Here is a 26887-nt window from a genome sequence, read left to right as displayed (position 1 = left end):
TATGAACTATTCTTTACTCGCAATTCCAGTAGTCCTTTTCATCTCTTTTTCATGCCAAGGTTCTCATTCCGAGGAAACGTTGCTTTTTGATAGTTTGGAAAAATTGCCTTCGGTATCAGTAAATGATGCATCCACCTTCTCAATGGGTAATGAGAATATCTTGATCAGAGGAAAGCAACAGGAAATTACGTTGGAAAGTATTCAGCTATTGAGTGGTTTTACCGCAGCATTGAAAATAGAAGATGAGACTGTTTGTCTGGAAAACCCAACTTCATTTACTAAATATCCTTTTGCTGCAAAGCAATTTTATCAACTTGAAAATCAAGGTTTGGAAGTAAATCAGCTCCAAATTATCAGTAATGATAAGCTCGGAGTCACGCTACTTTACTCCATCAAGAATGTGGATAACTCCTCAAAAAGCATTCGTTTTCAGTTTCAGCCGAGCACCGATCTCAAGCCTAGTGTGTTGATGGACAGCACCCATGGAAGCAATGCGCTTGACCAAATTAGTTACGATGAAGTAACAGGAGTCTTCACTGCTAAGGATGAGGCAAACGAATGGTATGCGGTCTGGGGATCGAACACTGAGTTTTCATTGAGCCCGAATAATTCAGATTGTATGCCTAATGTTGCGGATTTGGGGGCCAGTGCAGGATTTGAAGTTGCGGTGGAGTTAGCCGCAAATGAAGAAAAAGTGATCCCAGTTTTTATCGCTGGTTCTGATCAAGGGGAATTCACCGCTATGGAGACATTGATTGATCTTCGTGCGGGTCTTTATTCGGATTGGGATACCAATTTCGCATTGATAGACTCCCTTCAAAAAACGGCGAAGATTTCGATTCCAAATCTAGAACTTCAAGCAGCGTATGATTGGAGCAAATATAAAATTGGTTTATTCGAGTTTAATGAAGCTGGAGAAGCACAAGGCTCTGCTTTCAATCCAGAGGAGCTTCATTCAATTCTAGATGAGCTGAGCAAGGATTTTATCTCTCAACTCGATGCAGACCTGTTTTTATTTGATGAATCTAAGCCTAGGCATATAGCTCCAGGATGGGAATTGATCCAACCTTCAACATTGATTTTGATGGGAATTCATGGGGATGCAGAAAATAGAGTGACCTACATTCGCCCAAATTTGCCAGCAGATTGGAAAGAAGCTTCTATAGACAATCTCTGGGTCGAGGACAATAAAATCAGTATTTCTATCACTTCTAAAGAAGATCAGATGACTGTAGAAGTCACACAAACTCAAAAGAAAGCTGGTTTGTCTATTGAGCTTCCTGTGGAATTTTCCAAAGTGAAAGTGCTAGGAAAGGAAGTAAGCACAGATACAAAAGATGGCTATCGCAGGATTTTGATGACTGGCGATCACGTGAAGGTTGAGGCCGAAAAGAATTAGAGATTCAACCAATAATTCAATTTGAAAACCAAAGACCGCTGTTTTGGAAGGAAGCTTTCCGGGAAATAGTTATCCGTATAAACCAGGAAAAAATCCGATACAGGAGCAAATCTCCACTGCAATCGAGTATTGATATTCAAGTTCTCTATTTGATTATTGTATTGGATAAAAGTTGTCCAAAATAGTTTTTTAGTAAACGTCAGATCAATTCGAGGTCCAACCAAAATTAGATCTGCATCATTTTGTGGCTCAGGAAGTCGAATGCGAGCATAATTAAAGTTCATGGAGATATTAGCCTTATAGCCTAGTCTAAGTCCCATCTCACTGATTATAGTTTGAAAATTACCAGTGTAATATTGCCCTGCCTCAGCCGTCAGTTTAATTAAAAATGCATTTCTAGGATTACTGTTATATTCTATCTCAACTGTATTATTGGTGTATTCCGTTCCCGCCTTTAACCTTTCGCCTCCTGTTCTAGTTGGATCAAAGTCTCGGAACAAATACACATATTTATTTTTTTGAGAGACGGTAATTGTTGAGAAGGAATTGAACTGAATATTATAACTTAAGCCGATTTCTCGATCAGTTTTGCCATTAGTTTCATTCCATAACAATTCATATTCCAACTTAGGCCCATGCCTATTAATCAACCTAGAGTTTGGGTAAAATAAATAGGATACTTCTGGATTGATTCGCTTGTAATCTGCCCTAGGCAGGAATCCTACTTCAGGATTAAAGTCTTTTCCTATATCTCGATAACTAAAACTCCACGACCAATGGATATCATTGAAACTCAAAAACCCATTCGTTGAATAAGGTTTCTCCGTGTCTTTAGATTCAAAAGTTCGATGATAAAAAAGATTTCCCATCCATTTTCCATCTGCTGAATTAAGGTTATAATCAACACCTACCAAACGATTGTATTCTTCTGGATTAAAAAGAGATTGATTTTCATCCAACGCTAGAGCCTCTTTATCAACAAAGATGACACCGATATTAGATCGGGCAAACAGCTTCTTTTGGATAGCCACTACGGAGAAATTTTTACCCGAAATCCCCGCTTCATCATCTGTGGCCGTTTGCATATTCATTATGCCCAAACGCCAGTCATCATTTATTTTACCACTCAATCTAGCTCCATAAATAATCTTACTTTGCACATTTTGGCCAGTAGCAGAATCAATGTCTACTCCAATTCTTCTTGAGAAAAAAGGTCTTGAACGTCGTGATCCAAAGCTGTCAAATAGGTCGCCATTTTCTAGGAAGAACTGCCTACGCTCGGGAAAGAAAATCTCAAATCGATCCAAATTAGTCACTTGTTGATCTACCTCCACCTGAGAAAAGTCAGGGTTGAATGTCAAATCCAAGTTCATAGCTGGCCCGATGCCAATTTTAGCATCTCCACCGACAGCCGGAGTAAACTTTTCACTCGTATTTTCGAGGTAATTTTCAGAGGTTTTACCAGCTATATAGGGAATCAATGAAATATTCGCTGAAGTTTTTCGAATTGGCTCCTCAAAAATCAACTTTCTATTAAACGCTGTGGAAATCATTGAAAAGTTTCTTGGAATAGGCGACCAAGTACTTCTTTCTCCTAAATGACTATCTATCCTATAAAAGTTTACATTCCAGCTTTGAGCGCCGTCCTTAAATCTAATCGTCGACAAAGGGATTATTACCTCCACCTGCCAATGGGTATCAAAGATTTTGGCCTCTGTGTACCATTTATTGTCCCAAGCTAAATTCAAGTCCTCAGATCTGGATCCCCCATTTGCCAATAACCCTTCTCGCTGTACACCATAAGGATTAACCCCAAATTGAAAGGCATTGGTCATATCGTTGAATGTGTCAAATACAAAGGTGATTCCATCATTTTGCTGTCCTCGGTAATCACGTCGCAATGAAGTAGAGACATATGCTCTTGGTTCATTATTCTCCATTATTGCTGCTATGTAGAGATTGTTGTCATCAAATGCGATTTTGACACGGGTGCGCACCACAGACAGGGAAGTGTCGGAAGGAAAATATTGCATAAAATCCGTATTCCAACCCGCTTCATTTTGCCAAATTTCTTCATTCAGTTCACCGTCTAGTTCAATTGGACTATTCAATTTAAACGCAAAGGCATTTGAGCTTTGCTCTGATTGAGAAAAAGCCACATTAGATCCACAAAGAAAAAAGGTAAAAAAGAGAATATAGTTCCGCATAGTATAGCGATAGCCTACAAAAGTATCGCAGAACAGCCAGCATAGAACTTTTATTATATCAATGGTAAACTATCCTCGCTCAAGGATCACTAACGTTTCAGATGAGTTCGCCAAAAGCCGTGAGAATCAAGCTTCTACTTCCCCCACTTCTCCTAAATTCACACAAATAAATTCCCTGCCAAATCCCCATGCTGAGTTTTCCACTAGAGATTGGGATTTGAAGGCTTGTATCAAAAAAACTGGCCTTAATGTGCGCTGGCATATCATCCGGGCCTTCATAGGTGTGGATAAACCGTGGATAAGATTCTGGAATTAACTCGTTTATGAAAGTCTGGAAGTCCTTTCTGACGGTAGGATCTGCATTTTCATTGATCGTGAGAGCAGCAGAAGTATGCTGGATGAAAACCTGCAAAAAGCCAGTTTTAATCCGCGCTATCTCAGGTATCACATCTTCTACTTTTTCAGTGATCAGATGATACCCGGCTGGATAGGAAGGTAAGCGAAGTTTATGTTGGAAAAATTGAGTCATTTACAAAAATAGGATTCATCCAAACAGAACAAACCCTGTTTCTTACTATTGCTTGTCAAAATACAACTTGGAACCATTGCATACATCCCAAGTCCCCGTGAGTTGACCCTTACTGTTGAGAAAATATTCCTCCTGTTCTTCATCACAGCTATGAATCAGATGAGCATCTGATTTTTCGTATTGAAAGAGAAACTTCCTCAATCCATCCTCGAATCGCTCTCTATAGGTTCCACCGATTCTTTGTTTTCCAATAGATTTCCTAAAGGTACCATCCGTAGAAAGCGTATAAACATAAGCAGAATCCCGAATGCTGACATAACTCGGGTTTGATACCCCTCCTTGTTGATAGCCAGCAATCACCCACTTCTGATCCTCTTTCCCCACGCCTGGAAAGTCATTAAAATCACATGATAATGCTAAAACAACTAAAATTAGGAAGGAAATAAGATTTTTCATCAAATCAATAGGTTACTGCTCAGAATAACATTTTGAAATTCAATTACTCTGCCAATAACCTCGATGAAAAATACTGTCAGCGCTTTTTAACTTCTTTTGCAAAAAGATTGTATTCCAAAGCCTTTTCCATCCAAAATTCACCGTATTAATCCCACTCAAATCCCTCAGAATCCATGTAAACAAATCTCTTCATCGGTATGCCTGAAAATTCCATCGCTTGGCAACCTGTCCGTTTCATACTCAGATATTTAGCTAATTCCCCAACTCGTGCCATCAACCGGTCTCTTCAGGAATTATTATCCCGACTGAGGCCTATGCACATTTTAACATCTACCATGAAAAACATTCCTCCCATCATTTTTTTGGAAGTAAAGGCAACACCCCGCCTCTTAAAACTAGTTGCCAATCGCTCAGCTAAGTACTCATCAAAGGCCATGGAATGATTATTTCACAAGTGTAAGATATATCGAAGGTCCACCACATGCTGCACTACCACCAACCAACAGGCCATTTTCATCAATAGACATTCCCTCCACATTGGCTGAACAGCCACTTGATAATCTAGGTTCAGGGAAAAACAAGGTATAAATAGCCCTTTTACCCCCTACTTCAAAAATCAATTCTTCTTTTTTAAAAGTCCCCGATATTGTCTCAATACCCACAGTTTTGAGAAAGCTGCCATCCTTTTTGAATAAATAGGTGTAGCTGGAATCTGTTACAGACTGAAAATCTGAGTCTCCTGCTTGCCCCTCGCTTTGCCATCCCGAAATCTTCCAAGTTTGAGGAAATTCATCGGTAGGATCTTGACTTTCTTGGCATGCAAAAGCAATAAGGACTATCACTAGAATAAATATAGAGCGTCTCATAAGGGAAGGAATTACTAACTAGTGGAACAACAAATTAAAGACGAAGCAAATTCACAAATTGCTACAAATCAGATCTTTTCAATGAAGTTTTCTAGCACCCCAATCTCATCAATACCAATCCTCACTTTATCTCCGGCTTCCAAAGTAAAATCATCCGGTACGATTCCCGTTCCTGTCATCAAAAAACATCCAATAGGAAAGGTATTCGCCCGGAAAAGCCAATCTGCCAATTCCTGAGGCTTTCGCTTAAGTTGCGTCAGGGCAGTTTCACCCACAAAAGCTAAAACATCATCTCTGAAAATCTCCAATCGTATGTTTGCGGTTTCTTCGATAGCATTATCTGTAAGAAAAAGACAAGGGCCAATAGCGGCACAACCTGCATAAACTTTTGCCTGTGGCAAATAAAGTGGATTTTCTCCCTCAATACTTCTACTGCTCATATCATTGCCACAGGTATAGCCTTGGATTTTTCCGGAGGGGGAAATCACCAAAGTCAATTCCGGCTCAGGCACGTCCCAAGTAGAATCTTGTCGGATATTGACGGCAGTTCCAGGAGCAGAAACACGACTGGCGGTAGCTTTGAAAAATAACTCAGGCCGATCAGCATTATATACTTTATCGTAAAAATCTGCTCCACCTGCATCTTGGGATTCTTCCATTCTGGCAGTTCGGCTGCGGTAGTAAGTTACTCCGGCAGCCCAGATTTCTTGATTTCCCATCGGTGCTAAAACTCCCTTTTCAATTAATTCTTGCATTTCCTCAGTAGAAATTGCCTTCCAAGATTTGGATTCAGCACCGAGATAATCCTTGAGGTTTTCATGTGCCAGCAAAGCATCCCAGTTTAATTCTGGTCCTAAAAATGCTTGATTCTCATGATGCAAAAGTGTGCCTGAAGGCAGTTTGTAAATTTTCATAGGTTAGTAGGGTTTGAGTAGAAATTTAGGAAAAAGAATTGAGAGAAGGGTAAAAGAATTGATACGAAAGACTTCATTCAGTCTGACAAAGTGAAATTTGACAATTGTATTTTTCTAATCCACAGATTTGCGAAGCAACTTTTCCCCATTACCTTTGCCATAGATCATAGGGGGTGCCTTAACAAAACGGGCTGAGATCATACCCATACGACCTGATCCGGGTAATGCCGGCGAAGGGAAATGAACAAGCGTAGCAACAAACAAAATCAAATCTCCGAAGAGGTACCCTTCCGGATTTTCGATTTTAGCAATGCTACAGGGTAAACAACAACGGGGAGCTTCCCTAGAGCTTTCTCATGTTTCACTCAATCTCCCGAAAGGGAATTTTACACATGAAAAAAGTAATACTTGGCTTGGCTTTTTGCCTTGCCTCCATTTCAAGCTGGGCACAACAGAGCCTTAGCGGAAAAGTGCTGGATGCCTCATCCGGCGAAGCTTTAGTAGGAGCCTCAGTGTGGGCAGAAAATCAGGGAAAAGGCAGCGTCACAGATGAAATTGGCCTTTTCACCATCAACAAATTACAAACAGGAAAAGTAGAGATTCGGGTTTCTTACATCGGTTACACTACTGTCAAGCAGGCGTTAGAATTGCCCTATTCTGGTGAACTGACCATAAGATTAAAGGCAACCGACCTGATGACGGAGGAATTCATCGTGTCAGCGACCCGTGCTTCTCAAAGCACACCGACCACTTTCCAGGAGATCAGCAAAGAATATCTTGCAAAGCGGAATCTTGGTCAGGATATTCCTCTACTCTTGAACTTCACTCCTTCCGTGGTGACCTTTTCTGACGCAGGAGCCGGAATTGGCTACACTGGAATGCGGATCAGAGGTTCGGATCAAAGCAGAATCAACGTAACTGTAAATGGTATTCCTATGAACGACGCTGAATCACACGGTGTTTATTGGGTGAATATGCCCGATTTTGCCTCCTCTGTGGATAACCTTCAGATCCAGCGCGGAGTGGGAACTTCTACCAACGGAGCTGCCACTTTTGGCGCCAGCCTCAACTTCCAGACGGACACTAGAAATGACGATGCCTATGTGCAAATTGATAATTCAGTCGGTTCATTTAACTCATTCAAACATACAGTCAAAGTTGGGTCTGGGCTTCTCAACAACCGATTTGCTGTAGATGCCAGACTTTCTAAAATTACTTCAGATGGTTTTGTGGATCGGGCAAGCTCAGATCTGAGTTCTTATTTTGTCTCAGCAGGGTATTTTGGAGAAAATCATGTGTTGAAACTGAATGTATTTTCCGGGAAAGAAAAAACCTACCAAAGCTGGTATGGGCTACCAGAATCTAAGCTGGAAGACGACCGCTCTTTCAACTATTACACCTACAAAAACGAAACGGATAATTATCAGCAAGATCATTATCAACTGATCTATGCTGGTAAAATTGGTAGTAATTGGAAGGCAAATGCTGCGCTACACTATACCTACGGTCGTGGGTACTACGAGCAGTATCGGAATGATGATGCTTTTGCAAACTATCGCTTTCCTAATGTAATCATAGGAGATTCAGTCATTACTCATACAGATATTATCAGAAGGCTGTGGTTGGATAATGACTTCTACGGAGGAGTAGCTTCACTTAATTACATCTCTGATGATGGCAAATGGGATGCAGTGCTTGGAGGAGGTGCAAATCGCTATGATGGAGATCATTTTGGCGAAATAATCTGGGCGAGAATCGCAGGAAATACCGAGATCCGCGATAGATACTATGATAATAATGCTGTAAAAGATGACCGTAATATCTACCTGAAAGCCACACGGGAACTTACCGCTGGTCTAAGTCTTTATGGAGATTTACAACTACGATCCATTGATTATTCATTTGTAGGTATAAATGATGATGGAAGAATAGTGATTGGAGAGGAAAAATATAACTTCTTTAATCCAAAAGTTGGGGTCAGCTACGAGAAGTTCGGCCGCACTTGGTATGCGAGCTATGCAGTGGCAAACAGAGAACCGAAAAGATCTGATTTCACGGACAATCCATTCAAAGAAATCCCAAAACCAGAGCGATTAAATAACATAGAAGCAGGTATTCGGGCCAAAAGTGGGCGTTTCTCCTACAATGCGAATTTCTACCTCATGGACTACAAAGACCAATTGATCCCCACAGGGCAAATCAATAATGTAGGAGCTTACATTCGTGAAAACGTAGCAGATTCTTACCGTGCAGGAATTGAGTTGGATGCCGCATTTCAACTTTCGAAATCATGGACTTTGGGAGCAAACCTGGCTCTCAGCCAAAACAAAATCAAAGAATTCACCGAATACGTGGATGACTACAGCACGGCAGAATTCACTCAAGAAACGTTCACTTACACAGATACAGATATTGCGCTTTCGCCAAATGCAGTGGCCTCGGCGATGATAGAATATACGCCTATAAAAAATCTTTCCCTAAACTGGCTGAGCAAGTATGTGAGCAAGCAGTATCTGGATAATTCAGGTCTTGACGCACGCTCGCTGGATGCTTTCTTTACGAATGATATCCGCATCAGCTATTCCGTACAGCCACGATTCTTCAAAAGCGTGGAGTTAAATCTTCTGGTTAACAATATTTTCAATGAGATGTACGAGCCAAATGGCTACACATTCAGCTATTTCCTTCCGGGAGAAAGCGATAGAGAATTGGTGACGGAGAATTACTACTACCCAATGGCTGGCACGAACTTTATGCTGGGACTGAGCTTGAAGTTTTAAGAGATATTCATAGTTAAAATCAACATTGACGACTGACCATGCAACTCGAAAAACAGAACTTCGAATTACTGCCCAAAGCACAGCAAAACTGGCAAAACCGCCCCGAATGGTTTTTTAATCGTGCCCATACAGATACCTACGAACTTTGGTACGAAGGTCGCTATAAGCGTGCTGAAGTCTGGCAAAAGAAAGTCATGGAGCAGCTGGTTTCCAAAGATGGAAGGATTAAAACATTGCTGGAATTTGGCTGTGGCACGACGCGATTCACGCGTTGGTGGAAGGAAATAGGCATCAAAGCTACCGGAGGAGATATTTCTCCTCTGATGCTTTCCCAGGCAATCAATCTTTTCGACGGAGATTTAGTCATGGCTGATTCGCATCACATGCCTTTCAAGGATCATACCTTCGATTCCCTTGCGTTCATCACGACCTTTGAATACTATAAGGATCCGGTGAAAGTGATCCGGGAATCAGCCCGTGTGGCAAAATATGGGATCGCTATGGGAATGATGAATCGCAATTCCCCCAAAGTGCTGAGGCGAAGGGTTCAGCAAGTTTTTGGCAAGAATCCATTCTACGTCACAGCGACATTCTACACTCCTGCTATGCTCATCAAGATCATTGAAGAAGCACTGCAAGGGAGGCAATATACCATCGAGTGGTCTTGCACGGGACTACCGAAGTGGTTTCCAGTCCAGCAATGGAGCGTTCCCTATGGCGATTTTTTCGGCTTGTATGTCAAATTCAATGACGTGGACTGATGGCGGATCTCGGCAAAATCAACCATGAAGGTTATCAAAAATTACTTAGCGGTAGACTTGGTGCTGTACGCAAAGAAGTGAAGCAAGGCCCAGGCTTCGGTGTGGATGTGTCCATTACTTCATTGACGGGTGGCTTGGCTATGGCTGCCACGAGCGATCCTTTAACACTAATTCCATCCCTAGGATTGCAGGAATCAGCCTGGCTCAGTGTGCATCTGATGGCCAATGATATGGCTACGACTGGCTTTGCTCCGCAGTATGGGCAGTTTGTACTAAATCTGCCTGATTCTCTAAGCAATGAAGATTTTAGTACCTATTGGGGATTTATTGATTGCTATTGCAAAGAAATAGGAGTAGCAATTACCGGTGGTCATACGGGATTTGTTCAAGGGCAAAATTCGACTTTTGCTGGGGGAGGCACCTTGATTACTATCGCACCAGAGTCAGAAATAATCTGCGCTACTGGAGCTCAGGAAGGAGATGTGGTTTTGGTCACAAAAACCTGTGCGCTCACGGCTACGGCTATTTTAGGGATGAGCTTTCCAGATACAATTAAAACCAAATTGGGTGGAGAGATCTATCTTGCCGCATGTGAGCAATTTTATCAAACTTCCTCACTTGCCGATGGGCTGATTGCTGCTGGAGAATCTGAGAAATTCCCAGAAATCAATGCAATGCATGATGTGACTGAAGGTGGAGTGGTGGGAGCAATCTTCGAAATGATGGTCGCCTCAGGCAAAGGTGCGCTGATTGAGAATGAATTGATTCCGATAGGAGAACCTGCCTCAGCGATTTCAGGATTATTTCAGCTTGACCCACGCTATTGTGTAGGAGCAGGAGCTATGATCATTTCCTGCAACCCTGAACAGTCAGACCAGCTGATCACCCGCATGGCAAAATCGAACATTGCATGCACGGCGGTCGGAAAAGTAAAACCCAATGATTTTGGGATAATGTTGGAAACAGCTGGGAACACATCTCCGCTAGTTTATCAGGAAACTGATCCTTACTGGAAAGCATATTTCAAAGCTTTAAATGCTGGCTGGAAATGAAAAAGCAACCAAAAATATTGGCTGGGCTTTACCTTGTGATTGATCCGAGCAAAGCTGAAAAAGGGCTTCTTGACGCATTGCAAAAAGCCCTGGAAGCTAAGCCTTGTGCCGTTCAGATCTGGGATAATTTCTTAGAAAATGCTTCAGTGTCTGCGCTGATTTGTAAAATCAAAAAGCTATGTGACACTGCGGGTGTTCCGCTTCTGATCAACAATCATCCAGAATGGGTTGAACTTTTTGATTTGGATGGAGTACACTTTGACCAATTTGATGAGCTTTCACAGCGCTGCGTGACAATTTTTCATGAATTGGGAAAATTAGTGGGGATCACCACCAATAATGATTTAGAAGTGATCCGGAATGCTGTCGAAGCTGGAGTAGATTATCTTTCTTTTTGCTCCATATTTCCTTCCGACACGAGCACAAGCTGTGAGTTGGTGGATTTTGATTCGGTACGGCAGACGAGAGTAATGACAGATATTCCGATTTTTCTGGCTGGCGGGATCAATTCTGAAAATATGGATCAGCTTCGGACTTTAGACTTTGACGGAGTCGCCATAGTTTCTGGAGTGATGAGCTCTCCAGACCCAGCGGAAGCCGTTCTGAAATACCAACAATCACTTATTAAACTGAAAAAATGAAATTAGAAACTATCGAGAAATTGTGCTGTCCCTTTGATAAACAGGATCTTAAGTTAAAAACAATTTTGACAGATGACCAAGAGAATATCATCGAGGGCTGGCTGACCTGCGGTACATGCATGAGACTTTACCCGATTATAAAAGGCATTCCTATCATGAATCCTGACGAATATAGAGAAGGGCATTTGGAGCAGCCTGTACTTGATCGCTGGCAAAATCAGCTAGCGGGAAAAGAAATTAAGGATTTTAGATTGCTGGATAAGGTTTCAGACAATACCTAAGCCGGATTTGAGAGTTTGTAACGCTTTAACCGCATCTTTTTCTTTAGGAAAATCAAGCGCCAAAAACTTGGTTCCGTTAGCTAGCAAAACACATTTGTAAATTGTGATCTCTCTCGAAAGTGTGGGACTAATTCCATTTGGAGTATTTGTCCTTCGAAAACTATGAAGGATTAATTCCGCAAGCTCGATTTTAGGAAGCTCTTGCCATTCTCCAAATTTGATCCAAAAGATACTTTGGTATTCTTTGAAATTATTGCCTTCAAAATCAATGATAGTCCCGGTAAAGGTGGATAAACTCAAAAGCCCCAGCAAAAATGAAATCCCAACAATCATGTACAAAGTAAGGGGATCCGTCTTATTGTCAATTAGATATGATGTGACCCATATGATCAATGCGATTGAAATTAGTAAAACACCTATCAGGTGAAAGCCACTCCAGTGCGACTGATTCTTGTGGATGAAATGAGGCAATTAGATTTTTGTATGATTTACTTTTCAATTTAGCAAACTATGCCTTAATCATATGCTATTTCTATCTTAAGTTCGATTACCCGATCCACTAATGTCCGATCTATCCAGCTTCCGCTATAGGCAATATCCCAATCAAAACGATCTATTTCCAATGTTGCCGTATATCCATTCTCATACTCCGTAATAGCCAATGAAACGGTATTTGTGATTCCTTTTATCTTCAGCTCTCCGTTTATGCCTATTTCTCCATTTCTATTTTTTTTGATTTCAACGATTTTGAAGGTTGAAAAAGGATATTTGTCCACATAAAAAAAGTCGGCACTTTTAAGATGATTCGTGAGATTTTGGATTGGTATTGGATCAGTGGCAGGAATATCAGTGACAGTTATACTATTCATATCCACGAATAATTCTCCTCCTGCTAGCTGCTTGTTATCTATCAAAACATACCCCTCATGAATTGCAATTTCTCCCTCATGCTTCCCCAAGCCCATCATCTTGGTACCTTTCCAAAATATTTTTGACTTGAAAAGATCAATTTCAAGTGTGTCTGCCTCCTGATTAGAAATCGGGTCACCTATTGATGCAAACGTTTTAGAATCTGAGCTATCTATACAACCAATCATTAAAAATCCGATAATGGAGGCAAGCAACTCATTCATAATTTGGAATATTCAAGCCTAAGATAATATTTCGGTGAATGGTCAAAATTCCATTCTCTAACATAGGTGTCATCACACCCGAACCGCCTCTGTTATCAAGGTTCTCTTTTCTTTCCTTTGTCAAAAGTGGATCATCTGCGAATACAAAATCATCCAGATAGTACGCTGTTTTTCCAGACTCTTTTATAGTGATATGAATATGCTCAGGCTCATCTCTGCTGGAATAGGCGCCGGGTCGGAAGGTGTAAAAAGTATAGTTTCCTTCATCATCCGTTTTCACCCAGCCTCGAATAAAGCCATGGCGTTTTGCCCATCCTTTTTCATTACCTTGGGTTTGATAGATGCCTTCCAGATTTGTGTGATAGATGTAGATTATCACATCAGAAGTAGGGGTTTTACCATCTCTTTGAAACACCCGGCCAGTGATTTTTAGCTTGGGTTCGTTTTCAGAAAAGAGCGGTAAGGTATCCACCGCATTCAATTTCTTGTCTCCCAATTCAAATATTGCTTCGCAACCCTCACAAGGGCCGCCCACAACTTTATCAGAAGGAATCGTTTGTGCATTGCAGGAAAAAGACCACAAGAGCAGTAGAGAAATAAGGGGTTTTTGCATCGCTATATTTTTTCCAAAAGATTGGAAAAGATTCTATGTGGAAAAAACTGACTAGGCTAACCTGAGGAAAAAGTAGGTCAAGACGATTGCAGGGACGAAAATCTCTCTTTGAAGTTATCCACATAATTCCTACTTAGGCGCAGTTCCCTGGAATTGGACAGCTGAATATCGTAATCACCGTTTAATCTGGATTTATAGGAAATCACTTTATTGAGATTCACAATTGTAGATTTATGGATTCTAGCAAACTTGTCTGGATCCAACTGATCCAAGACTGATTTAAGTGTGGAAGAATGAAGTAATTTTTTACCTATTGTATGAATCGCGATATAAGGGGCTTCGGCGCTGATGTAGAAAACGTCCGAAGTTTTAATCGCTGTTTTTGTCCTTCCAGAACCTACTAATATCTGATTCAGGTATTTTGACTTGCCCACTTCTTTTATGATGCTTTTGTTTTTCCGCAGAAGTACCAACGAAATCACCGAATAGATCAACAGATATTTGTACAAATCCGCTGAAATAGTATAGTTTAAATTCCTGAAAAAAGCGAAGGTATGCCTATAAAAAAGGTCAGAAACTACATGAACTAAACCCGCAAAGATCAAGATGTGAAAAATGGAAGCGAACACAACAAACAAGAGCCTTTTCAAGAATAGAACCCGAATCCGGACAAGGGGAGAAACCTTATTAAAAAGACCATTAACGATTAGAGAAACTGGCAAAATCAGAATCCAAAACATATTGAAAAGGAAAGATTCTGATGCGTAAAATGAGTAAGCATTATACTGTGAATGCAGGTAATCCTGAAAAATCGTAACCAGCAATACCAGAACCAACACGGCCAAATATTTCAATGTCGCCTTGATTCGGAGTTTCTTTTGCTGAAAAATAGGAGTCATGGATCCACTAATTTACTTCGTATAGCTTATCTCTCTGTCTACATAGACCTCTGCTATTTAATTTAAGGTCTAACCGAAAGCAAAGCAAACAACTTCTCATTTACATAGTAATTCCCTGTACCGAGTTTCTCTTTGCGCAGCACACCGTCTTCTGCCAGTTTATTCAGATAGTTAGCAGCGGTGATTCTCGATACACCCAAGTCCCGGACGATAAACTCAATTTTGGTATAAGGATGCTTGAATAAATTATTCAATAGTTCCTGAGAATAGAACTTGTAGTTATTGCGCAGTTGATTTTTCATTTCCGCCATTAGTACTTTTAGATTTTCTATCAAAACTATCGTCTCACGGGCTATCTCTTCCACTCCCTGGATCATATAAGATAGCCAACTTTCCCAATCTCCATTTTCACGGACACTCTGAAGCAATCTGTAATAATCTGTTTTATTTCGGATAATATGGCTACTGAGGTATAGAATAGGGAGGTTTTGCAAGCCGCACAAAATCAGATACAAAATATTTATAATCCTTCCCGTCCGCCCATTCCCGTCATAGAATGGATGAATACTCTCAAACTGAAAGTGGATCATAGCCATCTTCACCAGAGGATCATAGTCGCTCAACTCTGGCTGGTTGATAAATTTTTCGAGATTCGACATCAACTTAAGAATTTCATCGGCATTTTGGGGAGGGAGGTAGACAGTCTCTCCAGTCTGTGCATTTTTCAAAGCTGTACCCGGAAGTTTGCGAAAGCCCGCATTATTTCCCTCCAGCGTCTCCTGAATCTGCAGAATAATCTGATTGGTCAATAAGCGTTGGGTATCAACCAGCTCAAAGCCCCGTTTCATAGCCGCCACATAATTCTGCACTTCCTTAATTGCTGGAGATATTGATTCAAATTCCAAATCTGACTTAAACAACTCATCGTGAGTGGTAATAATATTCTCCACTGCCGAGCTATCCTTCGCTTCCTGAAATGCCAAAGTATTCAGCAATATCTCATGATTGGGAATGGAATAGACCAACCCCTTGAGCTCCGCCAATGCCGCATGTGCGGCAGGAAGTTGTTTGAGAATTGTTCTTGTCTCCAATTCATCTTCGTATGGTAAAGGAATAAGGCTCCAAATCATATGTAAAGATTTTTAGATTTTCTTTACATAGATACAGCTAAATGTAAAGAAAAGCTATAGTTTCTTTACATAGTCTAGTGTATATGTAAAGATTTTAGATTTTTCCTTACATATACGGCTCGGTATGTAAAGCAACTTTACATTTGGTATGAAAAGAAATAGGGGAATAGAAGGTGATAATCAGCTTAATTTGGCGCAGATCCAGGAAGCTTCCGCCACAGGTTTATTCAATGCATAAACGACTCCTTCTTGTTTGATCAATCGATCACTAATCCGGATATTTTTCACCACATATTTGACTTTTATCTCATAAGAGACTCCGCTTAAAAATCTAACTTTATCCAAACTCACCAGTCCAAAAAATCCATCAGCTAGACCGAGCAATTTAATTCCAGCGCCTCCACATTGGGCCATCGATTCTATCAAAATCATTCCTGGAATAAATCCTGAATCAGGAAAACTGCCCAATAGCATTTGATCCTTGGTCTTGCTAAATGTCTTAATACCAATTATTTCCTCACGTGAAGCACTAAGGATTTCATCTACAAAAAGAAAAGGATAACGGTGCGGAATTAAGGACTCAATAGCATTCATAGCAATATCATTCTAACTGAAGATACTTTTTTCCTGATTTATTTTTTGACCTACTTCGGAAAAATACTCTCATCCATTCCCGGCACGATCCTCAACGCATTTTTGTAATACAATTTCTTCAGTACCTCATCAGATAGCCCTAGACCATACATAGCCCAATAGGCGTGGTATTTTTTGTAGTAGGGAAAATATTCGTCTTCAGTCTCTAACACCCTGAAATAGGTGTAATACTCCTCTTTATTGTAAGCATCCTTTCCGAATAAAACCCGGTCCTGATATTTCTCAAAAAACTCTTTAGCGCGTCTTGGTTGCCGTCCAAACTCAGCAATCACGGCGCCGATCCCAAAGTTTACATTCGGATATTTTTCCAGATGTGCAGAAGCTGCATCCAGATCATTGGCCATCCAGCCCATATGTGCATTGATAAAAGTTGTCTCAGGATGCTTTGCAAAAACATCATGTTGTTCAGCCATTATCTGCTCAAAAGGTGCCGGATTATCCGCTCCACGCTGACGGTTTGGATGAGTTTTCAGCTCCAGCCATCGTTCATTAGTTGCATCCATTGCTTGCCAAAACTGTGCTGGATCAGCAGAATGGATAAGCACAGGAATTCCCAGTTCACCGGCTTTTGCCCAGACAGGATCCAGATCCGGGTGATTTACCGGAACTCTATTTCCATTCACATCTGTCACATTCAGCCCGAGACTCTTATATATTTTCAATCCACTGGCTCCTGCTGCTACATCTTCTTCTAATTCTTTTACTGCAATCCTCGCCCAATTTTCATCACCAAAACCAGCTAAATTGAGATTAGTGAAAACCATGAATCTGCCTGGAGCATAGGTGTTGAATTCCTTCAGCATGCCTTTGATATACTCTTGCTGCGTATTGCTATCTCCACGACCGAAACCTCTTCCACTCAGGTTTACCAACACGCCCATATTGAGTTGGTCCATTTCGGAGATTAGCTGGTCGATTTTTTCTTCGTTGATTCCGCCCTGATGTGAGTGAATATCCACAAATGGAAATTTTGCCCGCGTGACTGGATTCTCAGGTACTTTCAAGGTAGAAGGAGGATTATATTCTTCAAAACTCAAGTCCTGAGCCAGCGCTGCATTTCCAAAAAATAAGAGTGATGATACAAGTAAAAATTTTGTGGTATTATTCATAGACTAGCTTTTAGAGTTATTTAGGCTTGCTTACGCAAAATATTATAAAAGAGTTAAGTATTCTGAAAATAGAAAATCACGAGTGAATACCCGGAATTTTAGAATTGTATAATTATCTAGTAGTTCCACTTTGGATAACCTGCCCAAAGAAGATCGCATTCATATAGATTTTATTAGTCCCAAACCAGAATGCGCGGAAGTTCATATTATCTGCAAAAGCGACTATACGCCCTCTTCCAACACCAGAAACCTGAATCACAGAACCATTCTGAATTCCTGGAAGATTTGATGGGTGAAGATATCCGGAGGCCAATGGCTTATCGGTATAAACCAAGGGATTCGCATACGGATTTTCTGATGGTTCGAGGAATAAGTTATCATTTCTGAACGTATGGATATCTGAATTGACGTAACCGTAGCCGATTGGATGCGTCAGGTCAAGAGTTGCATTAAAAATTGCTCCTCCGGTCACTTTAGCTCCCCTTTCGTTTTCATAATCTGCATAGGTTTTTTGAAGAGTAGAATCTGATTCCGCTCTATCACGGAATGTGAAATTTCCTACTTCATTCTGAGTAAGAAATTGGATTGCACCTCCTTTTGCCAGTAGTGTTCCACCATCCGAAATCCAAGACTTAAGCGTGGCTGCACCTGACTTTCCCAAACTACTATATCTGCCATCCGGCATTAAGATAACATTGTACCTGTCCAATGTATTCCCTCCCACTTTATCCATAGAAAGTAAGGTAATGGGCATTTCAAAGCGCTGATCCAGCAAATGCCAGATTTCACCCGCCTCATAACTATCTACTCCCCCTTCTACTAAAAGTGCGATTTCCGGCTTGTCTAAAGGCACTATATTTGGCGAACCAATATTCAATCCCTCAGTGTATCCAGTGGTCAATCCATAAATATCCACTGTTGACTCCTTGGCTATATCTGATAGCTTATTGAAAAAAGCTTGGTCATCCAATCCGCTTTCGCCTTTATCAATCAACAAACTGCCTCTACCGTATTTTTTACCATCGGCTGTGCTGAATTCTCCTGTAGCTACTCGCACCTGTAAATCAGCTTCCATCAATTTATAGGCGGCTTTTGGAGCATAATAATCCGTCCACTCCATTGCATACTGATATGCGCCTACTTCACCGATTACTTTTCCTGGAGCCAACCCGATAGAGCTTTTTGTGATTTCGTTCACACTCGCTAAATTCAAAATCTGACTATTCAGCGCCATGTAATCTAGATTGAAAGCCATGGGATAAGTCCAGGCAGAAATGTCATAAAACAAGCTGTCTTTAAATGTATTTCTTGTTTCAAACATTGCCTTGATCAATCTATATTGAGGCTGATCTGCCGGCACGATATACGAATTCTCTCTTTCAAATTCCTTCCCATTCACGGTGATGTCATCGTTAAGACTAAACACTTTGATGTCATGCTGCAGGATCAAATCAGCTAAATGATAGCTTCTCGCATCGTCTTGCTTACTGCCAAAAATGTATGCCTTATTCGTATCTGCATCTACTTCTTTTTGAATGTCTTGGTAAAAATCATTCATATACTGATTCAACTCCTGACGCATTTCTTTAGCAGCTTGAAAGGAAGAGAGATTAGCTGTGAATTGGTTTCTAATGGTAAAAGGGAAGCTTAACATGCCATTTACACTTTCTTGTAAGTGGCCTCGGGAGCTGGCCTGCTCAAACAAAATACCTATTGAGCCCTGCACATCTGGATAGGTAGAGCCTTTTCCATAATAATAATCATCGTAACTCTCCTGATTGAAATATAAGGAACCAATTTGATCCAGTGCTTTCGCATGATAGCTGCCAATCTTCTTCGTCAACTCAAAATTCTTTTCTGGCGTGAGTGGGTGCATTCTTGCCGGTACTCCTGGTTGGAAAAAAAAGGTGCTATTTGTCCCCATCTCATGAAAATCCAAATGAATATTCGGAAGCCATTCCTGGAAAACCCGAACACGGTTTCTGGATTCTGGATGTTGAACAGGAAGCCAGTCTCTATTAAGGTCAAACCAATAGTGGTTCGTTCTACCTCTTGGCCAAGCCTCGCTAAACTCCACATTATTCGGGTCCCCGTTCATATTATAGGACTTATGTGTATTTACCCATGACGCAAATCGATTGAGCCCATCTGGATTGATAGCTGGATCCAGCAGCAAAACCATGGTGTCCAGGTCCCCGGCGATTTCCTTTGCAGCAGCAAAATGATACGCCGCCAGCAGAGAAGCATTAGCACCACTTGGCTCATTTCCATGAACAGAATAGCCCATAAACATCACAACGGGCATAGTTGCAATATCCGGTGATGTATCGGCATCTCTGAGTTTTTTCCTATCGGATTTAATCTGATCTATCTTCGCAAGATTGGACGGAGAAGTAATTGTCAATAAAACTTGGGGTCTTTTTTCATAGGTTCTACCTGTTTCTTCGAAAGTCACTCGATCTGACGCTTCAGCCACAGCCTTCATATACATCACAAGCTGGTCATGACTTACATGCCATTCACCTACTTCATATCCTAAAATTTCCTTAGGTGTCGGGATAGACTCGTCATAGGTATATCCCTTTGGGAGATAATAGTTTAGATCGACCTGTGCGTACGTACAAAGCGCAAGAAAAGACAAAAGCAGCAAAAGCAGACTTTTTTTCATAGAGATTGGAGGTTTAACTTTTAGCTAAATTCACACATTGATTCCTTAAAAAAAGCTATTTTGGTTCAATGGTTAAAATAATTGAAGAAAACACATGGATTTAATAGCTCCTGGAGACGGAATACTTTACTGGCAATTAACAACTTTAGCGGTGGGCTTCGGCTATTTTTGCTTTATGATTTACGCATTGGTTGATTTGATTCGTTCAGATTTCAGAGAGCAACATATGAAACTGATCTGGGCACTAATGATTTTATTCATTCCAATAATTGGCACTTTTTTGTATCTCAGTATGAATAGAAGGACTAAAAATAATTTTAGAAAATTCACCCCAGACTTCTCCTCACATCAAACTTCAAAACACATCAAATGACACTTTGTTTTATTCAAAATATGGGCGGCGGCGCAATTATGATTTTCCTACTATTTGGTCTGCTCTACACCATATTGTGGATTTACTGCCTGGTTGATATACTTCGCTCGGAATTCAAAGACCCGAATATGAAAATAATCTGGATCGTGATTCTACTCTTTGCACAGGGAATTGGGCCGATTGTCTATCTGACGATGGGAAAAAGCACCAAAACCACTAACTATTCTTGATATGTTCGGACTTGGAATTATAGGATTAGCTATTTATGCGTTCACCATTTATGATGTGATCATGAGCAACTTCGCCAATCAGAACGACAAACTGATCTGGATAATCATCGTAGTTTTGGTTCCACTTATCGGGGCTGTCCTTTGGTTTTTGATCGGTAGGGGGAAGAGGATTTAAGGGACTCTCATATTTGTTGGGGACTTATTTATTTATAAATATGCTTTAGTGCAGGCTCCAAATCAGGACACTCAAAGTCAAATCCTGCCTTTTGGATTTTTTGAGAAGAAGCTCTATTACCTCCCAAGACCATAGCTGCCATTTCCCCAAGCACTAACTTGAGCACAAAACCCGGTACTCCGATTCCCACATAAGGTTTCCCCTTAGCTTTTGCTGCAGCATGAGTCAGTTGTTGATTGGTAGCAGGATTTGGCCCCACCGCATTGAATACACCCTGCAACGTCGTCTTTTCCAAAGCAAACACAAACATCCTGGCCAGATCATCAATTGCAATCCAGCTCATCCATTGATCACCATTCCCCAATGGTGTAGCTATAGGTGGCTTCATCATTTCTCCAAGGGCTCCCCCTTTGTCATCTAACACAATGCCTATTCTCAGCATCACCGTGCGAAGGTGCAGTTCCTCCATTCTCTTCACTTCATTTTCCCAAGCCACCACTACCTTGGCTAGAAAATCGGAACCGAATTTCTGGTTTTCGTCCATTAGAGAAGTGCCCGTATCGAAACCATAGTAACCAACCGCAGAGGCAGAGATAAAAGCATTAGGCTTTGCAGTAGCTTTCTCCACGGCATCATAGAGCAGTCTGGTACTCTGAATACGGGAATCTAATATAAGTTTCTTGCGCTCCGCTGTCCACCGCTTCTCTGCTACTCCAGCACCTGCTAGGTGAAGGATAGCATCTGCCCATTCCATCGCTTCGGAATCTATAGTTTGTTTTTCTATATCCCACAGAAAAGATTTTTGTTTTTGCTGAGATCTACTGAGCCAAGCCACTGCATATCCCTTCAATTCCAGTAGCTGGGTGATTTTGTGGCCAATAAGACCTGAACCTCCGGAAATAAGAATATTTTTCATGTGTTTATAATTTGTTTTTAAGGGGCCACATAGCCTGTCCCGTCCGCCGCGGCGGATCGGGAGAATCTCGCAGTACGGATAATAATCCCTCTGTGTGACGCTTGAGTCATGCTCGATTTCATAGCTGGTGATTTATATTTAGATAACCCTAGAACATCCAAATAAGTTGGCGAGCTCTGGCAGATATAAGGTTACGTATGCTTCATTAAATTCAATATCTATTCCTAATTTGGCCTAACTATTTGTAAAACCTAGTTTGAACAGCGCTTCTATTTTTCGTTACATCCTTCTCTGGATCGTTTTAGGCCTCTTGGTTGGACTGCTATCGGGTACTGCATCCGCTGTTTTCCTTATCTCGTTGAATTGGGCTACGAATTATCGAGAGTCGCACCTTTGGATCATCTCTTTACTGCCCATTGCAGGTTTCGTGATCGGCTGGAGTTACTACCGCTATGGTGAAAATTCGGTGAAGGGAAACAATCTCTTACTCGATGAACTTTACAAAACTGAAAAGCCAATTCCACTCAGAATGACTCCTTTGGTGCTTTTTGGGACGATTTTGACACATTTATTCGGTGGCTCTGCTGGAAGGGAAGGTACTGCTGTGCAGATGGGAGGTTCCCTTGCGGATCAGCTCACCAAGTATTTTAAACTTAATCCAGGAAATCGCAGAATCATCTTGATCGCGGGAGTTTCAGGTGGATTTGCTTCCATTTTCGGAACGCCACTGGCAGGAGCACTATTTGCATTAGAGTGGATGCTACATCGAGAAATTCGCTGGAAATCGCTGTTTCCAGCCTTCTGGACAGCCTTGGTAGCAAATTGGGTTTGCTCATCACTTTTCGGTGTAGGACATACCCATTATTTCGTCGATCTGGTTCCTCCACATACTTTGGTCAACTTACTTTGGATCATTCCTGCAGGCATTGCTTTTGGATTATCAGGGAGATTATTTGCCCAAAGCACTCATTTTTTTTCTCATCAATTTCATAAGTACATCACTTATCCCCCACTTCGTCCGGTCATAGGCGGACTGTTGATTGTGGCATTTGTATATATTTCGGACAGTACGACCTACCTTGGTCTAGGCGTTCCGAGAATTGTAGAGGCATTCGAAACACCCCTTCCTTGGTACGATTGGTTAGCAAAGACGGGCTTAACCAGCTTTACGCTGGGCGCTGGATTCAAAGGTGGAGAAGTGACTCCGTTATTCTTCACTGGAGCAACGCTGGGCAACGCACTCGCTTCTTGGATTCCACTACCGCTGGCACTTATGGCAGGAATGGGTTTTGTAGGCGTCTTTTCAGGTGCTACCAATACACCAATAGCATGTACTGTGATGGGTATGGAGCTGTTCGGGTACGAATCAGGGATATTTTTGGGTATTGCTTGTCTGATCGCGTATCTTTTCAGCGGAAAATCCAGTATTTATTCTTCCCAAAATCTTGATAAGAAATTCCATCTGTACCCTGCTGAAGGGATTTTTACCTTTTCCCGAGATAAGTCTCACACGAATGATTGATATTTCTCTAACGCCTATTGCTCAAGCATGAAACTCAAGCTGAAAATCTTTTCCAACCCTGATCGAAACATCCTTTTTTTGAAAAAGGTGATAAGGGTTCAAGAAAAAGTAGTTCAGATCAACACTATTCTTGCATTTGGAATATTACTTTTTCACCTGGGTTATTCCATTGATCCTCAGGATCAGGTCGCTACTTCTTCACTCTTTAGCCTCTCACTGATTCTAATCGGATTAGGATATTTTGTTAGAGTATTAGTAGTAGAAAAATCAATATTTTCTGCACGAGTGATGCTAGAATTACTCCTTTCACTTGTTTTGATTGTCACGGCCTTAGTTCGTTGGAATGTGCTAGGATATGAAATAAGCCAACTTATTTTAGAGTTTACTGCGAGTTATCATCTTATCAATGGCTTAGTGATTGTTCTGTTCTTTATAGAACTCAGCAAGTTCAGCCTTACTATAAATGAACTCAAACTCAGTCCCTCACTGGTATTTATTCTGTCTTTTGTCGTGCTTATCCTGGTAGGGGCAGGACTTCTGAGTTTGCCCGAAGCCACTACTCATGATATAGGTTTTATAGATGCTCTTTTTACCTCAACCTCAGCAGTGTGCGTTACTGGTCTGATCGTGTTGGATACTGCCAAGGATTTCACCTTTTTCGGTCAGGTGGTCATTATGATTTTGTTCCAAATTGGCGGACTTGGAATCATGGTTTTCACGAGTTTCTTTGGTTTCTTTTTTAAGGGAAGTTATTCCATAGAAAACAGACTTTTCATCCGGGATTATATCAATGAAAACAATGTAAATGAGATTTATACGACCTTATTTAAGATCATTTCTTTTACCGTGCTAGTAGAAGGTCTATGTGCTTTTATGATCTATCATTTCACTGATCCCGCAGCATTTTCTGGGAGTGGTGATCATGTATTCTTTTCACTTTTCCACGCTATTTCTGGTTTTTGCAATGCGGGTTTTTCTACACTGAGCAATGGACTGTATCAAGAGGGTTTCCGGGAATCTTACAACATGCATTTAGTAATAGCCTTCGCCATAGTGCTGGGAGGAATCGGCTTTCCTGTGGTATTAAACTACTATTCATATCTCAAGCATGTGATGGTGGGAAGTATGAAAAGTGTCTTAGGTATAGAAAAATATCGTCATACTTCACGGATTTCCAGCGTCAATACAAGGTTAGTGGTCTATACTACAGCAATTCTATTGGGAGTAGGAATGGTAGTATATGCGATATCGGAGCAAGATGCTACCCTGAAGGGGCTAAGCACTTATGGTAAATTTGTCACCTCCGTTTTTGGCGCAGTGACTCCCAGAACAGCCGGATTCAACACGGTCGATATGCGTGAATTAACTGTTCCGACGGTATTAATCTACCTTTTTCTGATGTGGGTAGGAGCATCTCCCGGATCTACAGGAGGAGGACTAAAAACAAGTACTTTCGCTGTGGCTATGCTTAATACATTTAGTATTGCTTCGGGAAAGACCAGAGTGGAAGTTTTCAGAAGACAAATCTCTAATGAAACACTCAAGAAAGCTTTTGCAGTAATTTCACTTTCTGTGCTAGTAATGGGGTTTGGCGTATTTCTGCTCATGATTTTCGACCCTGAGCTTGCTTTAATGGACGTGGCTTTTGAGGTGTTCAGTGCCTTTTCCACCGTAGGGCTCTCGCTGGGGATTACTTCACAATTAAGTACAGGCAGCAAATTAGTTTTGATGGCTATAATGCTCATAGGAAGAGTCGGTACACTGACTATTTTAATTGCTGTCGTCCGAAAAATCGGTGAGCAGCGATACAAATATCCTGAAGAAACCGTCTTTATAACTTAATTTAAAACATATGAAATCGAGCATGATTGAAGCGACACACAGTGGGATGATTATCCGTAATGCGAGATTCCATCCCGTTTCCTTCGTCACGGGACAGGTTATGACCTTTAAAAAATAATTATAATCACATGAAATGAGCATGATTGAGAGATATCAGCCGTGCTAATTCGATGAGATCATTTTAAATCAGCTAGATATTTATGAAATATATAATCGTAGGCATAGGCAATTTTGGAGGCTATCTGGCGAAACGCCTGACGAATCTTGGACACGAAGTGATCGGTGTGGATTCCAATGAAAGCAAAATAGAAATGATCAAAGATAGCATCACACATTCCATCGTAATGGATGCAACAGATCAAGCTGCCGTTAAAAATCTACCTCTTAAAGACACCGATGTGGTTATTATAGCAATCGGTGAAGATATAGGCGCTTCGATCATGAGTACGGCTATTTTCAAGCAGCTAAAATCCAAGCGAATCATCGGTCGCGCTATTAATGACCTTCATGAAACGGTGCTCCAAGCTATTGGGATAGATGAAATCATACATCCCGAAGAAGAAACGGCCGACAGACTGGCTAAAAGATTACAGATGAAGGGAGTGCTGGATTCACTGGAAATTTCTGACGAATACAACATCGTAGAGGTGAAAGTCCCAAAACGCTACGTGGAAATGACGGTGGCAGAAGCTGACATTCGAAAAGAATATTTTTTAAATATCCTCACTGTCATAAAAATAGAGCAAAAAAAGAATCTTCTGGGAATTAATACACCACACAAAAATGTGATTGGGGTGGTCACTCCTAATTATACCTTTGAACCAGAAGATATTTTACTGCTTTTCGGAAAAATAAAAAACATACATGAATTCTTGCAGTTAGGAGATTAGTTTAGCTTTTCCCCGCAAAATTTACAAAACTCGTCCCATTCGTCCAGATCTGAATGTTTACATGAGGGACAAGCAATCTGCTTGTTTTTTTCCAAACTCCTTTTCTGTGCAGCCATCTCGGAAGACACTATCCCCGTGGGCACGGCTATAATAGCATAACCAAGAAGCATGATAATTGAAGCCACGAATTGACCTATAGTGGTCTGAGGGGTAATATCCCCAAAACCTACTGTAGTCAAAGTCACGATAGCCCAATACATGCCCACAGGAATACTGGCAAATCCGTTCTCCGGACCCTCTATAATAAACATCAAAGTACCCATGATGAGAACTATAGTCAAGACAAAGCCAATGAATATCATGATCTTGTGAGCACTCGCTTTTAGGGATTTGGTCAGATATTCTGCTTCTGCGATATACCGCCCAAGTTTCAAAATCCGGATCACCCGTAACAATCTCAATGCTCTGACAACAGTGAGTAGCTGAGAATTCACAATTAGAATACTCAGATAAGCGGGCAAAATTGCCAACAGGTCTACCATCCCAAAGAAGCTGAATATATATCCTTTTGGATTGCGCGAGAGCCATATCCTCAACGCGTATTCTATCGTGAACAGGATAGTAAATAACCATTCCAGTAAAAGAAACAATTTTCCGTGCTGTAAGTGAAGACTTGCCACTGAATCCAAGATTGCCACCAGAATACTCCCCAAAATCAGGAATAGCAGTACGATATCGAATGTCTTGGAAGCCCAATCGTCTGACTCAAATACAATATGAGCTAATCGATTTTTAGTGATTTTCATGTGATCATAATTGTTTTTCAAAGGCCATAACCTGTCCCGTG

27 protein-coding genes and 1 riboswitch are annotated in these 26887 nt (G+C 41.1%); of the genes, 12 read left to right on the top strand and 15 right to left on the bottom strand.

Annotated elements, in window-relative coordinates:
• The first annotated feature begins 1 nt into the window (after position 1).
• Positions 2–1399, top strand: a complete 1398-nt coding sequence (locus tag U3A58_RS00925) for a hypothetical protein (protein ID WP_323821492.1) — start codon at positions 2–4, stop codon at positions 1397–1399.
• On the opposite strand, the gene U3A58_RS00920 is transcribed toward U3A58_RS00925, so the two are convergent.
• From U3A58_RS00920 to U3A58_RS00900, 5 genes are all read right to left on the bottom strand, one after another.
• Entirely contained in the window at positions 1396–3606 is a 2211-nt protein-coding gene (locus U3A58_RS00920) for a DUF5916 domain-containing protein (RefSeq protein ID WP_323821491.1), read from the bottom strand. The two genes, U3A58_RS00925 and U3A58_RS00920, sit on opposite strands and share 4 nt — an antisense overlap.
• Positions 3607–3703: 97 nt before the next feature.
• Complete coding sequence (locus U3A58_RS00915) at positions 3704–4135, bottom strand: secondary thiamine-phosphate synthase enzyme YjbQ (RefSeq protein WP_323821490.1); 432 nt, start codon at positions 4133–4135, stop codon at positions 3704–3706.
• A 45-nt stretch (positions 4136–4180) separates the two neighbouring features.
• Positions 4181–4591 carry a hypothetical protein gene (locus U3A58_RS00910; RefSeq protein WP_323821489.1) on the bottom strand — a complete coding sequence of 137 codons (411 nt, stop codon included), beginning with the start codon at positions 4589–4591 and terminating at the stop codon, positions 4181–4183.
• A gap of 443 nt (positions 4592–5034) precedes the next feature.
• Positions 5035–5457: a hypothetical protein gene (locus U3A58_RS00905; RefSeq protein WP_323821488.1), complete on the bottom strand. Its 423-nt coding sequence runs from the start codon at positions 5455–5457 to the stop codon at positions 5035–5037.
• Between the two features lie 68 nt (positions 5458–5525).
• On the bottom strand, positions 5526–6371 hold the full coding sequence (locus tag U3A58_RS00900) for a fumarylacetoacetate hydrolase family protein (protein ID WP_323821487.1): 846 nt from the start codon (positions 6369–6371) through the stop codon (positions 5526–5528).
• Between the two features lie 159 nt (positions 6372–6530).
• Positions 6531–6627, top strand: a riboswitch (TPP riboswitch).
• A gap of 136 nt (positions 6628–6763) precedes the next feature.
• On the opposite strand from U3A58_RS00900, the gene U3A58_RS00895 reads away from it, so the two are divergent.
• From U3A58_RS00895 to U3A58_RS00875, 5 genes are read left to right on the top strand one after another with little or no spacing between them, the layout of a single operon-like run.
• A complete protein-coding gene (locus U3A58_RS00895; protein ID WP_323821486.1) occupies positions 6764–9151 on the top strand; it encodes a TonB-dependent receptor in 2388 nt (795 codons plus the stop codon).
• Positions 9152–9189: 38 nt separating this feature from the next.
• The gene (locus U3A58_RS00890) at positions 9190–9912 is read left to right on the top strand and encodes a class I SAM-dependent methyltransferase (RefSeq protein WP_323821485.1); all 723 of its coding nucleotides are present in this window, start codon (positions 9190–9192) and stop codon (positions 9910–9912) included.
• Entirely contained in the window at positions 9912–10964 is a 1053-nt protein-coding gene (locus U3A58_RS00885; RefSeq protein WP_323821484.1) for an AIR synthase family protein, read from the top strand. The genes U3A58_RS00890 and U3A58_RS00885 overlap by 1 nt, the downstream gene beginning before the upstream one ends.
• Entirely contained in the window at positions 10961–11605 is a 645-nt protein-coding gene (locus U3A58_RS00880; protein ID WP_323821483.1) for a thiamine phosphate synthase, read from the top strand. The genes U3A58_RS00885 and U3A58_RS00880 overlap by 4 nt, the downstream gene beginning before the upstream one ends.
• Complete coding sequence (locus tag U3A58_RS00875; protein ID WP_323821482.1) at positions 11602–11886, top strand: Trm112 family protein; 285 nt, start codon at positions 11602–11604, stop codon at positions 11884–11886. The genes U3A58_RS00880 and U3A58_RS00875 overlap by 4 nt, the downstream gene beginning before the upstream one ends.
• Here the strand turns inward: U3A58_RS00875 and U3A58_RS00870 are convergent.
• From U3A58_RS00870 to U3A58_RS00835, 8 genes are all read right to left on the bottom strand, one after another.
• Positions 11872–12357, bottom strand: coding sequence for a hypothetical protein (locus U3A58_RS00870; RefSeq protein WP_323821481.1), 486 nt, complete (start codon positions 12355–12357; stop codon positions 11872–11874). The two genes, U3A58_RS00875 and U3A58_RS00870, sit on opposite strands and share 15 nt — an antisense overlap.
• Before the next feature lie 44 nt (positions 12358–12401).
• Positions 12402–13019, bottom strand: coding sequence for a YceI family protein (locus U3A58_RS00865; RefSeq protein ID WP_323821480.1), 618 nt, complete (start codon positions 13017–13019; stop codon positions 12402–12404).
• Positions 13012–13632, bottom strand: coding sequence for a dioxygenase family protein (locus U3A58_RS00860; protein WP_323821479.1), 621 nt, complete (start codon positions 13630–13632; stop codon positions 13012–13014). The genes U3A58_RS00865 and U3A58_RS00860 overlap by 8 nt, the downstream gene beginning before the upstream one ends.
• A 77-nt stretch (positions 13633–13709) precedes the next feature.
• The gene (locus tag U3A58_RS00855) at positions 13710–14531 is read right to left on the bottom strand and encodes a LytR/AlgR family response regulator transcription factor (RefSeq protein WP_323821478.1); all 822 of its coding nucleotides are present in this window, start codon (positions 14529–14531) and stop codon (positions 13710–13712) included.
• 62 nt (positions 14532–14593) lie between these two features.
• A complete protein-coding gene (locus U3A58_RS00850) occupies positions 14594–15661 on the bottom strand; it encodes a Fic family protein (protein ID WP_323821477.1) in 1068 nt (355 codons plus the stop codon).
• A gap of 180 nt (positions 15662–15841) precedes the next feature.
• Positions 15842–16255: a 3-hydroxyacyl-ACP dehydratase FabZ family protein gene (locus tag U3A58_RS00845; RefSeq protein ID WP_323821476.1), complete on the bottom strand. Its 414-nt coding sequence runs from the start codon at positions 16253–16255 to the stop codon at positions 15842–15844.
• A 50-nt stretch (positions 16256–16305) separates the two neighbouring features.
• Complete coding sequence (locus tag U3A58_RS00840; protein WP_323821475.1) at positions 16306–17424, bottom strand: amidohydrolase family protein; 1119 nt, start codon at positions 17422–17424, stop codon at positions 16306–16308.
• Between the two features lie 112 nt (positions 17425–17536).
• A complete protein-coding gene (locus U3A58_RS00835) occupies positions 17537–20092 on the bottom strand; it encodes a M14 family zinc carboxypeptidase (protein WP_323821474.1) in 2556 nt (851 codons plus the stop codon).
• Between the two features lie 94 nt (positions 20093–20186).
• Between U3A58_RS00835 and U3A58_RS00830 the strand changes: the two genes are divergently transcribed.
• The 3 genes from U3A58_RS00830 to U3A58_RS00820 are packed head-to-tail and all read left to right on the top strand — an operon-like array spanning position 20187 to position 20870.
• Complete coding sequence (locus U3A58_RS00830; RefSeq protein ID WP_323821473.1) at positions 20187–20465, top strand: PLD nuclease N-terminal domain-containing protein; 279 nt, start codon at positions 20187–20189, stop codon at positions 20463–20465.
• On the top strand, positions 20462–20695 hold the full coding sequence (locus U3A58_RS00825; RefSeq protein ID WP_323821472.1) for a PLD nuclease N-terminal domain-containing protein: 234 nt from the start codon (positions 20462–20464) through the stop codon (positions 20693–20695). Before U3A58_RS00830 ends, U3A58_RS00825 begins: the two co-directional genes overlap by 4 nt.
• Before the next feature lies 1 nt (position 20696).
• Entirely contained in the window at positions 20697–20870 is a 174-nt protein-coding gene (locus U3A58_RS00820) for a PLDc N-terminal domain-containing protein (RefSeq protein ID WP_323821471.1), read from the top strand.
• A gap of 28 nt (positions 20871–20898) precedes the next feature.
• On the opposite strand, the gene U3A58_RS00815 is transcribed toward U3A58_RS00820, so the two are convergent.
• Positions 20899–21786 (bottom strand): TIGR01777 family oxidoreductase, encoded by an 888-nt coding sequence (locus U3A58_RS00815; RefSeq protein WP_323821470.1) that lies wholly within the window; start codon positions 21784–21786, stop codon positions 20899–20901.
• 256 nt (positions 21787–22042) lie between these two features.
• On the opposite strand from U3A58_RS00815, the gene U3A58_RS00810 reads away from it, so the two are divergent.
• From U3A58_RS00810 to U3A58_RS00800, 3 genes are all read left to right on the top strand, one after another.
• Positions 22043–23308, top strand: a complete 1266-nt coding sequence (locus U3A58_RS00810) for a voltage-gated chloride channel family protein (RefSeq protein WP_323821469.1) — start codon at positions 22043–22045, stop codon at positions 23306–23308.
• 27 nt (positions 23309–23335) lie between these two features.
• Entirely contained in the window at positions 23336–25150 is a 1815-nt protein-coding gene (locus tag U3A58_RS00805; RefSeq protein WP_323821468.1) for a TrkH family potassium uptake protein, read from the top strand.
• Between the two features lie 200 nt (positions 25151–25350).
• Positions 25351–26040: a potassium channel family protein gene (locus U3A58_RS00800; protein WP_323821467.1), complete on the top strand. Its 690-nt coding sequence runs from the start codon at positions 25351–25353 to the stop codon at positions 26038–26040.
• Here U3A58_RS00800 and U3A58_RS00795 read toward each other — a convergent pair.
• Entirely contained in the window at positions 26037–26846 is an 810-nt protein-coding gene (locus U3A58_RS00795; RefSeq protein ID WP_323821466.1) for an ion transporter, read from the bottom strand. The genes U3A58_RS00800 and U3A58_RS00795 overlap by 4 nt on opposite strands.
• Positions 26847–26887: the final 41 nt, after the last annotated feature.

The sequence above is a fragment of the Algoriphagus persicinus genome (assembly GCF_035156415.1).
GTDB lineage: Bacteria > Bacteroidota > Bacteroidia > Cytophagales > Cyclobacteriaceae > Algoriphagus > Algoriphagus persicinus.
This window is presented reverse-complemented; position numbering and strand designations above follow the sequence as displayed.